This window comes from Streptomyces sp. ATCC 21386 (assembly GCF_018728545.1).
Lineage (GTDB): Bacteria > Actinomycetota > Actinomycetes > Streptomycetales > Streptomycetaceae > Streptomyces.
The window spans coordinates 2,050,551-2,065,176 of sequence record NZ_JAAVVL010000001.1 but is presented as its reverse complement, the minus strand read 5'-3'; the positions used below and the strand labels follow the sequence as shown (position 1 = coordinate 2,065,176).

Below are 14,626 nucleotides of genomic sequence, written 5' to 3'. Positions count from 1 at the left end.
GGCCCGTACGGTTCACGATCCGTGAAACGTACGGGCCTCGGTCCGTCCCCAGGTCTCAGCGGCTACTTCGCCTCGTCGCCCTCGTACGCGCCGATCAGCTCCCGGCACCGCTTCACGTCCTCGCCCATCGCCACGAGGAGCGCGTCCAGCGAGTCGAACTTCGCCTGGCCGCGCACGAAGGAGAGGAAGTCGACGGCGACGTGGAGGCCGTAGAGGTCGAGGCCGACGCGGTCGATGGCGTACGCCTCGACCGTGCGTTCGGTGCCGTCGAACTGCGGGTTGGTGCCGACCGAGATCGCGGCGGGCATGGCCTCGCCGGCGACGTGCAGCCAGCCGGCGTAGACCCCGTCGGCGGGGATCGCGGTGTGCGGGAGGGTCTCGACGTTGGCCGTGGGGAAGCCCAGCTCGCGGCCGCGCTGGGCGCCGCGTACGACGACACCCTCGACGCGATGGGGGCGACCGAGGATCTCGCGCGCGCCCTCGACATCGCCCTCGGTCACCAGTCGCCGGGTCAGTGTGGAGGAGAACGGCTGACCGTCGCCCGCCTCACCGGTGACGAACAGGTCGACCACCTCGACGTCGAAGTCGTACGTCCGGCCCTGCTCGGTCAGGAACGCCACGTCCCCGGCGGCCTTGTGGCCGAAGCGGAAGTTGGGGCCCTCGACGACGAACTTCGCGTGCAACTTGTCGACCAGCACCTTGACGACGAAGTCGGCCGGGGACAGCCGCGAGAACTCGGTCGTGAAGGGCAGGATCAGGACCGCGTCCACGCCCAGCTCGGCCATCAGTTCGGCACGGCGGTGGTGCGGGGCCAGCAGCGGAGGATGCGTACCGGGGCGCACGACCTCGCTGGGGTGCGGGTCGAAGGTGACCGCGACGGAGGGAACGCCCAGCTCACGCGCGCGCTCCACGGCGTGCCGGAGGATCAGCTGGTGCCCGCGGTGCACCCCGTCGTAGGAACCGATGGTGACGACGCTGCGCCCCCAGTCCTCGGGGATGTCCTCCAAGCCACGCCAGCGCTGCACTGTGACCGCTCCTCGTCGAACCCGTGTCCGTATTGACGCTCAATCCTTGCGCAGGTCTAAGGGTGCCATGCCCGATGCTCTCCGCCCGCATCGGCATCCGGGCTGTGACCCGGAGCACGGCACCCAGCCCCTCGCCCCGGTACACGCGCTCCTCCTCACGCGGGCACCCGCACACCGGGGACGCCCGCCAGGTTCTCGATCATCCGACGCGTGCTGGGACCCACCACCGCCGCCCACTCCTGGGGCGTACCGCTGAGCCAGCCGGCCACTCGCTCCGCGAAACCCGGCACATGGCGGGCCATGTCGACGAGGGCCCAGTCGAACCGGGTGGCCCCTTCGGGCGTACGGACGAGGAGCAGGCCGATCCGGTGGACCAGCACCCGGACGGATTCGCCGTCGATCGTGTCCACCGCTCCCGTCATGTTCGCCCTGCCCGCCGTATCCGATCTGCCCGCCGTATCCGATCTGCCCGCCGTGTTCGATCTGCCCGTCGTGCTCGCGACGACCGCCCGCAGCAGCGCGTCGAGGACGGAGGGGTCCCGCTCGGTCGCCATCAGCAGGTCGAGCAGTTCGCGCCGCAGCGGGCCGGAGACGGTGGTGCCCGGCTCGGCGAAGACCCCAGCGAGGGCCGCACGCGCCTGGACCGGACCGTCGACGATGAGGCCGCTGACCAGCGGGAACAGTACGGAGCGGGTGCCCGGACCGTGTTCCAGTCTGCGGTCGACGTACGCGGCCACGTGTCCGGCCACCTCGGGGCGCAGCGCGACGACCTCCCGTACGAGGGTGGTGACGCGGCGCGCGAGGCCGGGCGTGGTGACCTCGGCGAGCATGCGCAGGGCCTCCCCGTCCGAGCCATCGGCGCCCGGCACGCGCAGCCGCGCGCGGAATGCCTCCAGGACCGGGTCCGGGTCGGTGGCCAGCGCGGTGACCACGGCACTGGCGGGCAGCTGGGGGTCCCCGTCGGCGAAGCGCGCCAGCGCCTGTGGCAGATACCGCGACCGGGTCCGCGGATCCCGTACGAGCAGGGCGAGGGCGCCGCTGTGCAGGGTGACGTCGGCGGGACGGCCCAGCAGGGCGAGTGCCGCGTAACGGAGGAGTTCGCGGTCCGCCTCGGTGCTGACGTGCGGAGCGGTCCGCAGCCCGTACGCGAGCCCCGCGACGCGCCGGGCCGGACGCTCGTCGTGCGCCCACCGGTCGACGGCCCGGCACACCGCCGAGGGCTCCTCCTCGGACAGCACGGCGAGGAGTTCGTCGCCCCGTCGGTGCGCGCTCTCGACGAGGGCTTCGGTCAGGTCGTCCAGGGCGCATCGGCGATGGGTGTGCAGCAGTGCCTGCGCGGCCGTCGCCACGGTGGCGTCCGGGGTCGCGACCAACGGGGTGTCGTCCAGGAACCAGCGGGTGAGGAGCGGTTGTACGGCGGTGGGGTCGGCCGCCAGCAGCCGGGAGACCGCGTCCAGATAGCGGGGCCCCTCGCCGGTGGCCGGGTCGGCGACGACCAGGCGTCGCAGCAGGTCGAACCGTTCCGCCTCGGGCAAGGGCAGCGAGGCCCAGAAGTCCGGCCCGAACTCGGCCGGCACGCCTCGGCCCTGGGCACGCCAGGCCCCGATCCGCTCGGTGAGGAACCGCAGCACCCTCGTGTACGGCGTCGCGTCGGGCACCCGGAGCAGGACCTCGGCCAGGAGCCGGGTGGCCCACCAGGTGGGGTCGTCGGGGGCGGGGGCGCCCGGGGGCAACAGGGCGTCCAGGGCGTCGAGCAACTCCTCCAGGCGTCCGGCGAGTTCGGTGGGGCCCTGTTGGCGGCCGAGGAGGAGCAGGGCGTGGACGACGGGGCCGATCCGGTGGCGGGGCACGGGGAGGTTGCGGGTGGCCCGGCGGGCCTGCCTGCGGACGCGCGCCTCCGAGGGCATGGTGCCCCACCCCCGCCGTGCCTCGGCCTGGGCGACCCAGCCGTGGTGCACGAGCGCGTGCAGTGCGGCGTCGAGGTCCAGGTGGGCGCCCTGGATCCAGTCGGCCAGCTCCTCGTGGGCGAAGCGGTAGCCGTCGCCGGCCGGGACGAGCAGGCCCTCGGTGAGTACGGCCGAGGCCCAGCCGGTGGTGCCGCCGAGCCGCCGTCCCGGCACGGGCCCCCACGGGAACACGGCCTCGAACGCCGCCCGGTCCAACTCCCCCTGCCCGGGGCCGAGACACCGCCGGGCGGCCTCGTGCACCTGCCCCGCGACCTGCGCCGCCAGCCGTCGTACGCCGGTCCCTCGCACCCCGTTCACCGCGGCGAGCCGCACGGCGACCCGCAGACACATCAGATCCAGATAGGCGGCCAACACGTCGTCCCTGCCCGGGAGGCCGGAGGGGGTGGGGGGTTCGGGGAGTGTGGTCGGGCCGGAGGGGGGTCTGGTTGCGCTGGGGCCGTGGGTGTTCGAGTGGGCGGAGGATCCGGTCGAGAAGGGAGAAGGGGCCGCCGGGTCTGGGGAGGAGGCCGCGCGGTACACGGACGCGGTGCCGTGCGGGGAGGCCGCACCGTACGCGGACGCCGCGCCTGTGGAAGAAGCCGCGTCCGGCGAATAGACGGCCGACGCGGCAGCGGAGGCGGTCGATCCCGGGGAGGAGGCGGTCGATCCCGGGGAGGAGGCGGTCGATCCCGGGGCCCAAGCGGCTGATCCCGGGACGGAGGCGGCTGATCCCGGGACGGAGGTCGCGCCGGGGAAGGGTGCAGTCGCGCCGAAGGAGGATGCCGTGGCGCTGAAGGAGGACGGTTCTCGGCCGGTGGAGGGCGGCGTCCGTCCCGGCGGGTGAGCGCCGTACCCGCCCTGGCTCTCCGACTCTCGGCCACCCCGGCCCTGCTTCTCCGGCCCCAGGGCCCCCGGTGCCCAGTCCCCCGGGGCCAGGTCCTCCGAGGCATCGTCCGCCCGGTCCGTCCAGGTGGACCCTGCCGGGGGCTCGTCCGGTGGGCCGGCGAAGGCGCCATCCTCGCCGGGCCTGCCGTTCGTGGGGGCCGAGAGGGCGCCCCGGACCTCGGACAGGAGTCGCAGGGTGAGGGGATGGCGGGCGTCCGCGGCGGGGAGCGCGTCCTCGGGGATCCCGTAGCGCAGGCGTGCCCGGCGGGCCTCGCTCTCGGTGAGGTCGCCCAGGCGCACGCAGGCCGCTCCGGGGTGCCCCTCACCGTGCAGCAACTCCGCCGGGAAGTGCGCCCCCGCCCGCTCCCAGTACTCGGCGCGGCAGGCCACCACGAGCCGAGCCCCGTTCGCCCGCAGCCACTCGACCGTCCCCGCGGTCCACTCGGCCAGCCGGTGAGCGAGCGTCGGCGGCATCTCCTCGGGCCCGTCGAGGAGCAGCAGCAGCGGCCGCCCTTCGGCCTCCGCGAGCCGAGCCAGCCGCTCGGGCCGGATGTCCCCCAACTCGCCCTGGTAGCGGCCAGGCAGCCCGGGCCGCCCGGCCCCACCGCCCGGGGAACTCTCACCGCCGCACGCGCCCGCGGAGGCGGCCGAGAAGTCCGACGCGGCCCACCCACCGGCCTCGCCAACCTCGGGCGAGCCGTCCCACTCCCCCGTCGAACTCTCCGCGTCCGCCCCGGCCGCCGAGGCCGCCGCCGTGGACGCCGCCACGATCCGTCCCGCGCGTTCCAGGGCGCGGCGGGCCGCGTCCGCAACGGAGGTGTCGTCGGAGAGGAGGTCGGCGCCACGGAGCCAGAGGGTGGGGGCGGGGGCGGGACCCCGCCCGCGTCGGGAGGCGAGCGCGGCCAGTTCCGTCGTGCGGCCGCTGCCGGGCGGACCGACGAGACCGAGAACCGTGGCGGAGCCCTCGCAGAAGGCGCTGAACTCCCGTACGACATCGACCCGTTCGACGGGATCGGCACCGACAGCAACCACGCCCCCGGAACCCGCACCCGCACCCGCACCGGGCCCGTCCGAGCCCACCGTCGTGGCCGTGAGCTCCAGTACCCCCGCCAGGTTCAGATCGGTGCCGTACGCCGGTACGGTCGCCGCGTTGCGCGCGAGCAGCTCGGCCAGCGGCTGCTCGGCCCGCCACCCGCGCAGGGGGACGGCGAAGCCGGAAGCCCGGTGCTGTGCCTCCAGGGCCGTACCGAGGACACCCAGGACCGCACCCGTGGTCATGTCGAGCACGGGTCCCCCGGCCGCGCCCCCGCCGAGCCGCAGCGCCTCGCTCCCGGCGGTGCCGATCGCCAACTCCATGGCGCCGCGCAGCAGATGGAAACCGTCGGTCGCGGTGTACGTGACGTCCGCCGTGCCCAGCACCCGGGCCTCGCGCCAGCCGCCGGCCGCGATGCGGACGTACGCGCCCGTGTCGACCTCGTCCCTCGGGGCGAAGGGCAGCGGGTCCACGGACAGCCCTTGGGTGCGAATGAGGGCGAGATCGAGGGCGGGCAGCGGGGTGACCGCGTCGGACGTCACCACGCAGACACGGTCGCCGGTGGCGCGCACCACGATCCGGGCCAGCCCGTCCACCGCCTCGTGGCTGGTGACGACCGTGCCGTGGTGGTCGGCGACGAAGCCCGTGCCGCGTGGTCGTCCCGCCAGATCGCCGACCCGCACCAGGACTTCGTCCCGCGCCGCCCGGCGGCCGTCGTCGGTCGCCCGACGGCCCCGTACCACCATGTCCTGACCTCCCCGTCGTACCTGTGTTCCGACGGTAGGCACGTGAAGATCAGCGGAACAGATCGCGCGGTGAACGCGCCCCCTTCCGCTCCCTCGGTTCACTCCGAGCGCCTGCACGAAGGGGTGAATAGCCCCGAGCAGATGGATACACCTCTGGGTGGGGGAACCGAGGGGGGACCGTGGAGCGGCGGGAACAGCTACCCCGTGACCGCCGCTCCACGCTCCGCTGGGTTCGGCCGTGTCGTGACGGGTGCGGTGGGGTGCGATGCGGTGCGATGGGTGTGGCTTCGGCCAGGGGCAGGGGCTGCGCCCCTGGGACCCCCGGCTTGTGACTCGGGTTGCCGCACCGGGTTTTGCGGGTGCGGGTCGTGCGTGGTTGATCGCGCAGTTCCCCGCGCCCCTGGAAACCGGCGTGCCCCACGCCTCGCAGAACCCGCCATGTCCCGCGCCTTTGCAAGGCCTCAGGGCCCCGGGGGCCCAAGAGTCTCAGCCCCTGACACCCACCCATAACCCATGGGTCAGCCCGGGCTCAGCCGAAGACTGCCAGGCTCTTTGCCTTGCCCTTCTGGCTTTCGACCAGGGCCAGGAAACGGCCCGTGGGGTCGAAGACGGCGGTGGCGCCCCGGTCCGTGTACTCCTCGGGCATGTCCAGGCGGACGCCGTTCAGCAGGAGCCTGGCCCGCTTCTCGTCCACGTCCCAGCGGGGGAACGCGGCCGCGGCGGCCTCGGCGACCGGCATGACGGTCAGCTCCTGCTGGAGTTGGTCGAGGGTGCGCGCGGAGTCCAGCTTGTACGGACCGACGCGGGTGCGGCGCAGCGCCGTGAGATGGCCGCCGACGCCCAGCCCCGCGCCCAGGTCGCGGGCGAGGGCGCGGATGTACGTCCCGGAGGAGCACACCACCGACACCACCAGGTCGAGTACGGGGGTGCCGTCCTCGGCGACGGCCTCGCGGACGTCGTACACGGCGAAGGAGGAGACGGTGACGGGCCGGGCGGGGATGTCGAAGTCCTCGCCGTCCCTGGCGCGCTTGTACGAGCGCACCCCGTTGATCTTGATGGCGCTGACCTTGGACGGCACCTGCATGATCTGTCCGGTCAGCTCGGCCACACCGGCGTCGACGGCGTCCCGGGTGACCTTCGACGCGTCGACCGACGCCGTGATCTCGCCCTCGGCGTCGTCGGTGACCGTCGTCTGCCCGAGCCGGATGGTGCCGAGGTACTCCTTCTCGGTGAGGGCGAGGTGACCGAGCAGCTTGGTCGCCTTCTCCACCCCCAGGACGAGCACTCCGGTGGCCATGGGGTCGAGCGTCCCCGCGTGCCCGACCCGTCGGGTCCGGGCGATGCCCCGCATCTTGGCGACGACATCGTGCGAAGTGAAGCCCGACGGCTTGTCGACGATGACAAGGCCGTCGGGCGTGGTGTTCTTCTGGCGCTGCTGGGTCATTCGGCGGCGGCATCCTCGTCGTCATCGGCGTCGTCGCCCGGCTTGCGGTACGGGTCGGCCTCACCGGCGTACTTGGCCCCCGAGGCGCTCTCGCGCACCGCGGCGTCCGAGGCCCGCGCCTTGTCGAGGAGGTCGTCGATGGTCCTGGCGGTGTCCGGGAGGGCGTCGGCCACGAACGTGAGGGTCGGCGTGAACTTCACGCCGGCGGCCCGGCCGACCTCGGAACGGAGGATGCCCTTGGCGCTCTCCAGTCCCGCGGCGGCAGCCGCCCGGTCCTCGTCGTCCCCGTACACCGTGTAGAAGACGGTCGCCTCCCGCAGGTCCCCGGTCACCCGGGTGTCCGTGATGGTGACGTGTGAGCCGAGCCGCGGGTCCTTGATCCCGCGCAGCAGCTTCTGGGCCACCACCTCTCGGATGAGGTCCGCCAGCCTCTTGGCACGCGCGTTGTCGGCCACTGGTCCGTCTCCTAGCTCGTTCTGCGTGACTACTGCTTGTTCAACTGTCCCCGCGCCGCCGGTTCAGTCGTCGTCGCCGTGCAGGCGCCGGCGTACCGACAGCAGCTCGATCTCGGGGCGCGCGGCCACCAGCCGCTCGCACCGGTCCAGTACGTCGGTCAGGTGCCCCGTGTCACCGGACACCACCGCCAGACCGATGACGGCCCTGCGGTGCAGATCCATATGGTCGACCTCCGCCACGCTCACCGCGAACTTCCGGTGCAGCTCGGCCACGATCGGGCGGACGACGGAGCGCTTCTCCTTGAGCGACCGTACGTCGCCGAGGAGGAGATCGAAGGACAGGGTCCCCACGTACATGTGTGTATCCGGTTCACCCGCCGGTACGGGATCGATGGCCCACCCGTAGGCCGGGCGGCAACATCAGAACCGTACATCGAACGCAGTGGGGGCTCGACAGGATTTGTGTCGCCCTCTGGCCGGCGGCTGGGGAGCTGCGCGAAGGGGGTCTGGGGGCGCAGCCCCCAGGAACGGCCACGCCGGCCGGGGGTGCCCGTGGCACCCCCGGCCGGCGTGAACCACCGGCTTACGCCCGCGGCTTCTCGCGCATCTCGTACGTCGCGATGACGTCGTCGACCTTGATGTCGTTGAAGTTTCCGAGGTTGATACCACCCTCGAAGCCTTCGCGGATCTCGGTGACGTCGTCCTTGAAGCGACGCAGGCCCTCGATGTTGAGGTTCTCCGCGATGACCTTGCCGTCGCGGAGGAGGCGGGCCTTGGTGTTCCGCTTGACCTCGCCGGAGCGGATGAGAACACCCGCGATGTTGCCCAGCTTGGACGACTTGAAGACCTCGCGGATCTCCGCCGTACCGAGCTCGACCTCTTCGTACTCCGGCTTGAGCATGCCCTTGAGGGCCGCCTCGATCTCCTCGATCGCCTGGTAGATGACCGAGTAGTAGCGGACGTCCACACCCTCGCGCTCGGCCATCTGCTGCGCACGCCCGGCGGCGCGCACGTTGAAGCCGATCACGATGGCGTCGGAGCCCATCGCCAGGTCGATGTCGGACTCCGTGACCGCACCGACGCCGCGGTGCAGGACGCGGATGTCGACCTCTTCGCCGACGTCCAGCTGGAGCAGGGAGGACTCCAGGGCCTCGACGGAACCAGAAGCGTCACCCTTGATGATGAGGTTGAGCTGCTGGACCTCGCCGGCCTTGAGCACCTTGTCCAGGTCCTCGAGCGAGACACGGCGCGTGCGCTTGGCGAACGCGGCGTTGCGCTCACGGGCGGCGCGCTTCTCGGCGATCTGACGGGCCGTACGGTCCTCGTCCACGACGATGAAGTTGTCGCCCGCACCCGGGACGTTGGTGAGACCGAGGACCTGCACCGGCGTCGCCGGGCCCGCCTCGAGCACGTTGTTGCCGTTGTCGTCGTGCATGGCACGGACACGGCCGTACGCGTCGCCGACCACCATCGTGTCGCCGACCCGCAGCGTGCCTCGCTGGACGAGGACCGTCGCCACGGCACCGCGGCCGCGGTCGAGACGGGACTCGATCGAGATGCCCTGCGCGTCCTGCTTCGGGTTGGCCCGCAGGTCGAGCGAGGCGTCGGCGGTCAGGATGACCGCTTCCAGCAGCGAGTCGATGTGCAGACCCTGCTTGGCGGAGATGTCGACGAACATCGTGTCGCCGCCGTACTCCTCGGCCACCAGGCCGTACTCGGTCAGCTGACCGCGCACCTTGGTCGGGTCGGCGCCCTCGACGTCGATCTTGTTGACCGCGACGACGATCGGGACGTCGGCCGCCTTGGCGTGGTTGAGCGCCTCGACCGTCTGCGGCATGACGCCGTCGTTGGCCGCGACGACCAGGATCGCGATGTCGGTCGACTTGGCACCACGGGCACGCATGGCGGTGAACGCCTCGTGACCCGGGGTGTCGATGAAGGTGATCTTCCGATCCTCTTCGTTGACCTCGGTCGTGACCTGGTAGGCACCGATGTGCTGGGTGATGCCGCCGGCCTCGCCCGCGATGACGTTCGTCTTGCGGATGGCGTCGAGCAGTCGGGTCTTACCGTGGTCGACGTGACCCATGACGGTGACGACCGGCGGGCGGACGACCAGGTCGTCCTCGTCGCCCTCGTCCTCGCCGAACTCCAGGTCGAAGGACTCGAGCAGCTCGCGGTCCTCCTCCTCGGGGCTGACGATCTGGACCGTGTAGTTCATCTCGCCGGCGAGGACCTCGAGGGTCGCGTCGGAGACGGACTGCGTGGCCGTGACCATCTCGCCGAGGTTCATCATGACCGCGACGAGGGAGGCGGGGTTGGCGCCGATCTTCTCGGCGAAGTCGGTGAGCGACGCACCGCGCGACAGGCGAATGGTCTCGCCGTTGCCGCGAGGCAGCATCACGCCGCCGACCGACGGGGCCTGCATGGCCTCGTACTCCTGGCGCCTCTGCCGCTTCGACTTGCGACCGCGACGCGCGGGACCGCCGGGACGGCCGAAGGCGCCCTGCGTGCCACCACGGGCACCCGGACCGCCGGGACGGCCACCGAAGCCGGGACGGCCACCGCCGCCGGCACCCGGACCGCCGGGACGACCGGCGAAACCGCCACCGCCACCGGGAGCACCGGGACGACCGGCGAAACCGCCACCGCCGCCACCGGGACGACCGGCGAAGCCGCCGCCGCCCGGACGACCGCCGCCACCGCCACCGGGGCGACCGCCGCCACCGGGACCGCGGCCGCCGGGGCCACCGCCACCGGGACGCGGGCCGGCAGCCGGGCGCTGCGGCATCATGCCGGGGTTCGGACGGGGGCCACCGGGGCCGCCGCCGGGACGGGGACCGCCCTGCGGACGGGGCATGCCGCCCGGGGTCGGACGGGGACCGCCCGGAGCCTGCGGACGGGGACCGCCGCCGGCACCCTGCGGACGGGGCGCCTGGCCGGGAGCCGCGGGACGCGGACCGCCCTGGGCACCGCCGGGACCGCCCTGGCCACCGGGCCGGGGAGCGCCACCGGGACGGGGGCCCTGCGGGCGACCCATGCCGGTGGAGCCACCGGAGGTGAAGGGGTTGTTGCCGGGGCGCGGACCCGCGGGACGGGCACCGCCCGGCTTGGGCGCGCCGGCGCCGGGACGGGCGCCACCGGGGCGCGGGGCCTGGCCGCCACGCTCCTGGCCGGGACCGCTCGGGCGCTGGGGGCCTCCGGCCGGTCGCTGAGCGGCCGGGCCGGGACGGGCGCCCGGACGCGGGGTCGACGAGGGGGCGGCCGGAGCCGACGGGGGCGCCTGGAACTCGGGCACGCTCGGGGCCGGGGAGGCCGGAGCGGGCTTCGGCGTCGGTGGCTTGGGGCCGGGCGTCGGGCGCGGACCCGGGGCCGGAGCGGCGGGCCGCTCGGCGGCGGGCGGCTTCGGCGCGGCCGGGCCGGGACGAGGCGCGGCCGGACGTGCGGCCTGCGCGGGAGAGGGGGCCGCCGGACGGGCCGGGGCGGCCTTGCGCGGGGCGGGCTTGCCGCCGCCGCTGCCCTGCTGGAGGGCGTCAGTCAGTTTGCGTACAACGGGCGCCTCGATCGTCGAGGACGCCGAACGGACAAATTCACCGAGTTCTTGGAGCTTGGCCATGACGACCTTGCTCTCCACCCCGAACTCCTTGGCGAGTTCGTATACCCGGACCTTAGCCACTTCGCTCCTTTTTAGGTCCGGGTGCGTCCGGACCGTCGCTACTTCATGGGCGTACTCATCGCGTGCTCATCGAGTGCTCATCGCAATCTCGACCTACTTCCAACTCGCGGGGTACCAGGGCCGCACGGAGGTTCCGTGCGACACGTCTTACGGTGTTGCCTGCTCGGCAACTGTTGTCTGCTCCACGTATCGGCGCAACGCCTTTGTGTCGAGCGCTCCCTGGGCACGCAGCGCCCTGGTGAACGCCCGGCGGCGTACCGCCTGGTCGAGACAGACCTGGGCGGGGTGGACGTACGCACCCCGGCCGGGCAGCGTACCGCGATGATCGGGGACGCATTCGTCCTCGATCGCCACGACGCGCAGCAGTTCGGTCTTGGCCGCTCGCTGCCTGCACCCCACACAGGTGCGTTCAGGGCATGCACGGGCACGCGTCCGGCCAGACACTGCTAAGTCTACCTCCCCGCAGCGACCTCACCCCTTTGGGGCAAGAATCGAACACTTGCCGCGCATATAACTGACGTGATCTAAGCGACCTGCGGCTTGGATCTGTTCCCCGACTGCTCGGACGACTGCGACGACTACTCCGATGCCTGCTCGGTGTCCGGTCGGATGTCGATCCGCCAGCCGGTGAGACGGGCGGCGAGGCGGGCGTTCTGGCCCTCCTTGCCGATCGCCAGCGACAGCTGGTAGTCGGGCACCGTCACCCGCGCGGAGCGGGCGGCGAGGTCCACCACGTCGACCTTGGAGACCCGGGCCGGGGAGAGCGCGTTCGCCACCATCTCCGCCGGGTCGTCCGACCAGTCGACGATGTCGATCTTCTCACCGTTCAGCTCGCCCATGACATTGCGCACCCGGCCGCCCATGGGGCCGATGCAGGCGCCCTTGGCGTTCAGACCGCTGCGGGTCGAGCGGACGGCGATCTTCGTGCGGTGTCCCGCCTCCCGGGCGATGGCGGCGATCTCGACGGACCCGTCGGCGATCTCCGGCACCTCCAGGGCGAACAGTTTCTTCACCAGGTTGGGGTGGGTGCGGGAGAGCGTCACGGAGGGGCCGCGCACACCCTTCGCCACCCGTACGACGTACGACCGGAGCCGCATGCCGTGCTGGTAGGTCTCGCCGGGGACCTGCTCCTGCACGGGCAGGATGGCTTCCAGCTTGCCGATGTCGACGAGCACGTTCTTCGGGTCGCGGCCCTGCTGGACCACACCGGTGACGATGTCGCCCTCGCGCCCGGCGTACTCACCGAGCGTGGCGTCGTCCTCGGCGTCCCGCAGTCGCTGCAGGATCACCTGTTTGGCGGTGGTGGCGGCGATGCGCCCGAAGTCCGACGGGGTGTCGTCGAACGCGCGTGCCTCCTGCCCCTCCTCCAGGTCTTCGGGGTCCTCCTTCGCCCACACGGTCACATGGCCGGTCTCCCGGTTGAGCTCCACGCGCGCGTGGCGGCGGCTTCCCTCGGTGCGGTGGTAGGCGATGAGGAGGGCCGCCTCGATCGCCTCGACGAGCAGGTCGAAGGAGATCTCCTTCTCCCGCACCAAGCCCCTGAGGGCACTCATGTCGATGTCCACGGCTACGCCTCCTCCTCTTCCGTCATGTCCTTCTGGTCCTTCTTGTCCTTGCGGTTGAACTCGACCTGGACGCGGGCCCTGTCGATCTCCGCGAAGGCGAGCCGGCGGGTGGTGGCCTTGCGGCCCTTCACCCCGGGCACTTCGAGGTCGAGGCCGTCGTCGTCCACGGTCAGGATTCTGGCGATCAGTTCCCCGTCCTCGCGGAGCGCGAACTTCACCAGACGGTCCACGGCACGGCGGTAGTGACGGTGTTCGGTGAGGGCGCGCTCGGCGCCCGGCGTACCGACTTCCAGGGTGTACTCCGCCTGGCCCATGGCGTCCGTCTCGTCCAACTTGGCCGAGAGGGCGCGGCTGACGTCGGCGACAGTGTCCAGATCGGCGCCCTCGTCCGAGTCGACGACCACGCGCAGCACCCGCTTGCGTCCGACCGAGTCCACTGCGATCTCTTCGAGATCCAGGCCCTGGGAGCGTACGAGCGGTTCCAGCAGTTCTCGCAGCCTCTCGCTCTGGGTGGTGCTCATCCGGGTGACTCCTCGGCCGCGTGTGCTGTTGTGGGTAGGGCGCGTGTCAGGTCAAAGGGTAGCCGCTCCGCTGGGGTGTTGCCGTCCATGCGGTGACTGTGGGTGGGGGGACTGTGGGGGCGTCTCATGGCTCGGGGGTGCTCGTATGCGGGCGGCCACGGCCACGCGGGGGCTCGTCTCGCGGTTCCCCGCGCCCCTAGCGGGGTGCAGCGTGTTTCACGGGTACGGTGATCGCACCGCTTCTTTGTTCGTACGACCCCTCGAGGACGTCTGCTGTGTCGTTCAGCCTGTCGTCGCGTGCCCCGTCGGGGCCGCGCAGAAGGAGTTTGCTCGTCGGGGCCGCCGGTGTGGGGCTGCTCGCGGGGTGCTCGTCCGGGGGCGAGGGGTCCGACGGCGGGAGTGGCAGGTCGGAGCTGGAGCTGGCGCGCGCTCGTGCGGCGCGGGACAGCGAGGGGCTCGTGGAGCGGTACGACCTCGTGCTCGCCGCCCATCCGGACCTGACCGCGCTGCTGACCCCGCTGCGGGCGGAGATCGTACGGCACGCCGAGGCGTTCGGCGGCGCGAAGGGGGCGGGCGCGAGTGAGGCGGGCGCCTCCCCGTCCGGTTCGTCCTCCTCCTCGGGTGCGCCCTCCCCGTCCGGTACGCCGTCCTCGTCCGCCTCCGCCTCGGCCGCCCCCGTGCCGTCCGCCTCCGCCTCGGCCGCCCCCGTGCCCGACGACCCCGGTGCCGCCCTCACCGAGCTGGCCGCCGCCGAGCGGGCGCTCGCCGACAAGCGGGCCAAGGCGTTGCTGCGGGTGCCGGGTGAGGTGGCGCGGCTGATGGCCTCGGTGGCGGCGGCGGGCGCCGGGCACGCGTACATGTTGACGGAGGATGCGAAGTGAGCAGCGGGGAGCTGAAGGCGGTACAGGCGGCGCTCGGGGCCGAGCACGCCGCCGTGTACGGCTACGGCGTCGTCGGCGGGAAGATCGGCGAGGCGCGCCGGCGCGAGGCCCGGGAGGCGTACGACGCGCACCGGGCCCGCCGCGACGAGCTCACCCGGGCCGTACGGGACCTGGGCGGCGAGCCCTCCGCGGCGGCCGCCGGGTACGCGCTGCCGTTCCAGGTGGCCGATTCCGAGTCCGCCGTGCGGCTCGCCGCGGAACTGGAGGAGCGGGTGGCGGGCGTCTACTCCGATCTCGTACGGGCCGCCGAGGGCGACCGGCGCGCCACGGCCGCCGAGGCACTGCGGGAGGCGGCGGTGCGGGCGGTGCGGTGGCGGGGCGGAAGCGTAGCCTTCCCTGGTCTCGCCGAGCGGACCGCCGCCGCAGGCCCGTCGGCGACACCGCACACCTGA

At 72.8% G+C, this 14,626-nt stretch carries 11 protein-coding genes; 2 read left to right on the top strand and 9 right to left on the bottom strand.

All coding sequences use genetic code 11. The features are described from left to right. Window positions 1-62: 62 nt before the first annotated feature. From GWK25_RS09030 to rimP, 9 genes are all read right to left on the bottom strand, one after another. Window positions 63-1,025, bottom strand: a complete 963-nt coding sequence (locus tag GWK25_RS09030; RefSeq protein WP_215449270.1) for a bifunctional riboflavin kinase/FAD synthetase — start codon at window positions 1,023-1,025, stop codon at window positions 63-65. 155 nt (window positions 1,026-1,180) lie between these two features. Next, window positions 1,181-5,635, bottom strand: coding sequence for a trypsin-like peptidase domain-containing protein (locus GWK25_RS09025; protein WP_215449269.1), 4,455 nt, complete (start codon window positions 5,633-5,635; stop codon window positions 1,181-1,183). A gap of 529 nt (window positions 5,636-6,164) precedes the next feature. Beyond that, window positions 6,165-7,079 carry a tRNA pseudouridine(55) synthase TruB gene (gene truB / locus GWK25_RS09020; protein WP_215449268.1) on the bottom strand — a complete coding sequence of 305 codons (915 nt, stop codon included), beginning with the start codon at window positions 7,077-7,079 and terminating at the stop codon, window positions 6,165-6,167. After that, window positions 7,076-7,534: a 30S ribosome-binding factor RbfA gene (rbfA, locus tag GWK25_RS09015; RefSeq protein ID WP_215449267.1), complete on the bottom strand. Its 459-nt coding sequence runs from the start codon at window positions 7,532-7,534 to the stop codon at window positions 7,076-7,078. The genes truB and rbfA overlap by 4 nt, the downstream gene beginning before the upstream one ends. Before the next feature lie 63 nt (window positions 7,535-7,597). Then, window positions 7,598-7,891, bottom strand: a complete 294-nt coding sequence (locus GWK25_RS09010) for a DUF503 domain-containing protein (RefSeq protein WP_215449266.1) — start codon at window positions 7,889-7,891, stop codon at window positions 7,598-7,600. A gap of 226 nt (window positions 7,892-8,117) precedes the next feature. After that, complete coding sequence (gene infB / locus GWK25_RS44495; RefSeq protein ID WP_215449265.1) at window positions 8,118-11,207, bottom strand: translation initiation factor IF-2; 3,090 nt, start codon at window positions 11,205-11,207, stop codon at window positions 8,118-8,120. Between the two features lie 147 nt (window positions 11,208-11,354). Beyond that, window positions 11,355-11,651 carry a YlxR family protein gene (locus GWK25_RS09000; protein WP_215449264.1) on the bottom strand — a complete coding sequence of 99 codons (297 nt, stop codon included), beginning with the start codon at window positions 11,649-11,651 and terminating at the stop codon, window positions 11,355-11,357. Window positions 11,652-11,785: 134 nt separating this feature from the next. Then, window positions 11,786-12,772: a transcription termination factor NusA gene (gene nusA, locus GWK25_RS08995; RefSeq protein WP_215449263.1), complete on the bottom strand. Its 987-nt coding sequence runs from the start codon at window positions 12,770-12,772 to the stop codon at window positions 11,786-11,788. 2 nt (window positions 12,773-12,774) lie between these two features. Next, the gene (rimP, locus tag GWK25_RS08990) at window positions 12,775-13,293 is read right to left on the bottom strand and encodes a ribosome maturation factor RimP (protein ID WP_184899989.1); all 519 of its coding nucleotides are present in this window, start codon (window positions 13,291-13,293) and stop codon (window positions 12,775-12,777) included. 275 nt (window positions 13,294-13,568) lie between these two features. Here rimP and GWK25_RS08985 point away from each other — a divergent pair, with 275 nt between their 5' ends. After that, a complete protein-coding gene (locus GWK25_RS08985) occupies window positions 13,569-14,174 on the top strand; it encodes a hypothetical protein (protein ID WP_308404193.1) in 606 nt (201 codons plus the stop codon). Further along, complete coding sequence (locus GWK25_RS08980) at window positions 14,171-14,626, top strand: ferritin-like domain-containing protein (protein ID WP_215449262.1); 456 nt, start codon at window positions 14,171-14,173, stop codon at window positions 14,624-14,626. Before GWK25_RS08985 ends, GWK25_RS08980 begins: the two co-directional genes overlap by 4 nt.

Bases quoted from the DNA above. Each gene is read 5' to 3' on its own strand.
- GWK25_RS09025 (WP_215449269.1), bottom strand. From the start codon at position 5,635: ATGGTGGTACGGGGCCGTCGGGCGACCGACGACGGCCGCCGGGCGGCG.
- truB (WP_215449268.1), bottom strand. From the start codon at position 7,079: ATGACCCAGCAGCGCCAGAAGAACACCACGCCCGACGGCCTTGTCATC.
- GWK25_RS09010 (WP_215449266.1), bottom strand. From the start codon at position 7,891: ATGTACGTGGGGACCCTGTCCTTCGATCTCCTCCTCGGCGACGTACGG.
- rimP (WP_184899989.1), bottom strand. From the start codon at position 13,293: ATGAGCACCACCCAGAGCGAGAGGCTGCGAGAACTGCTGGAACCGCTC.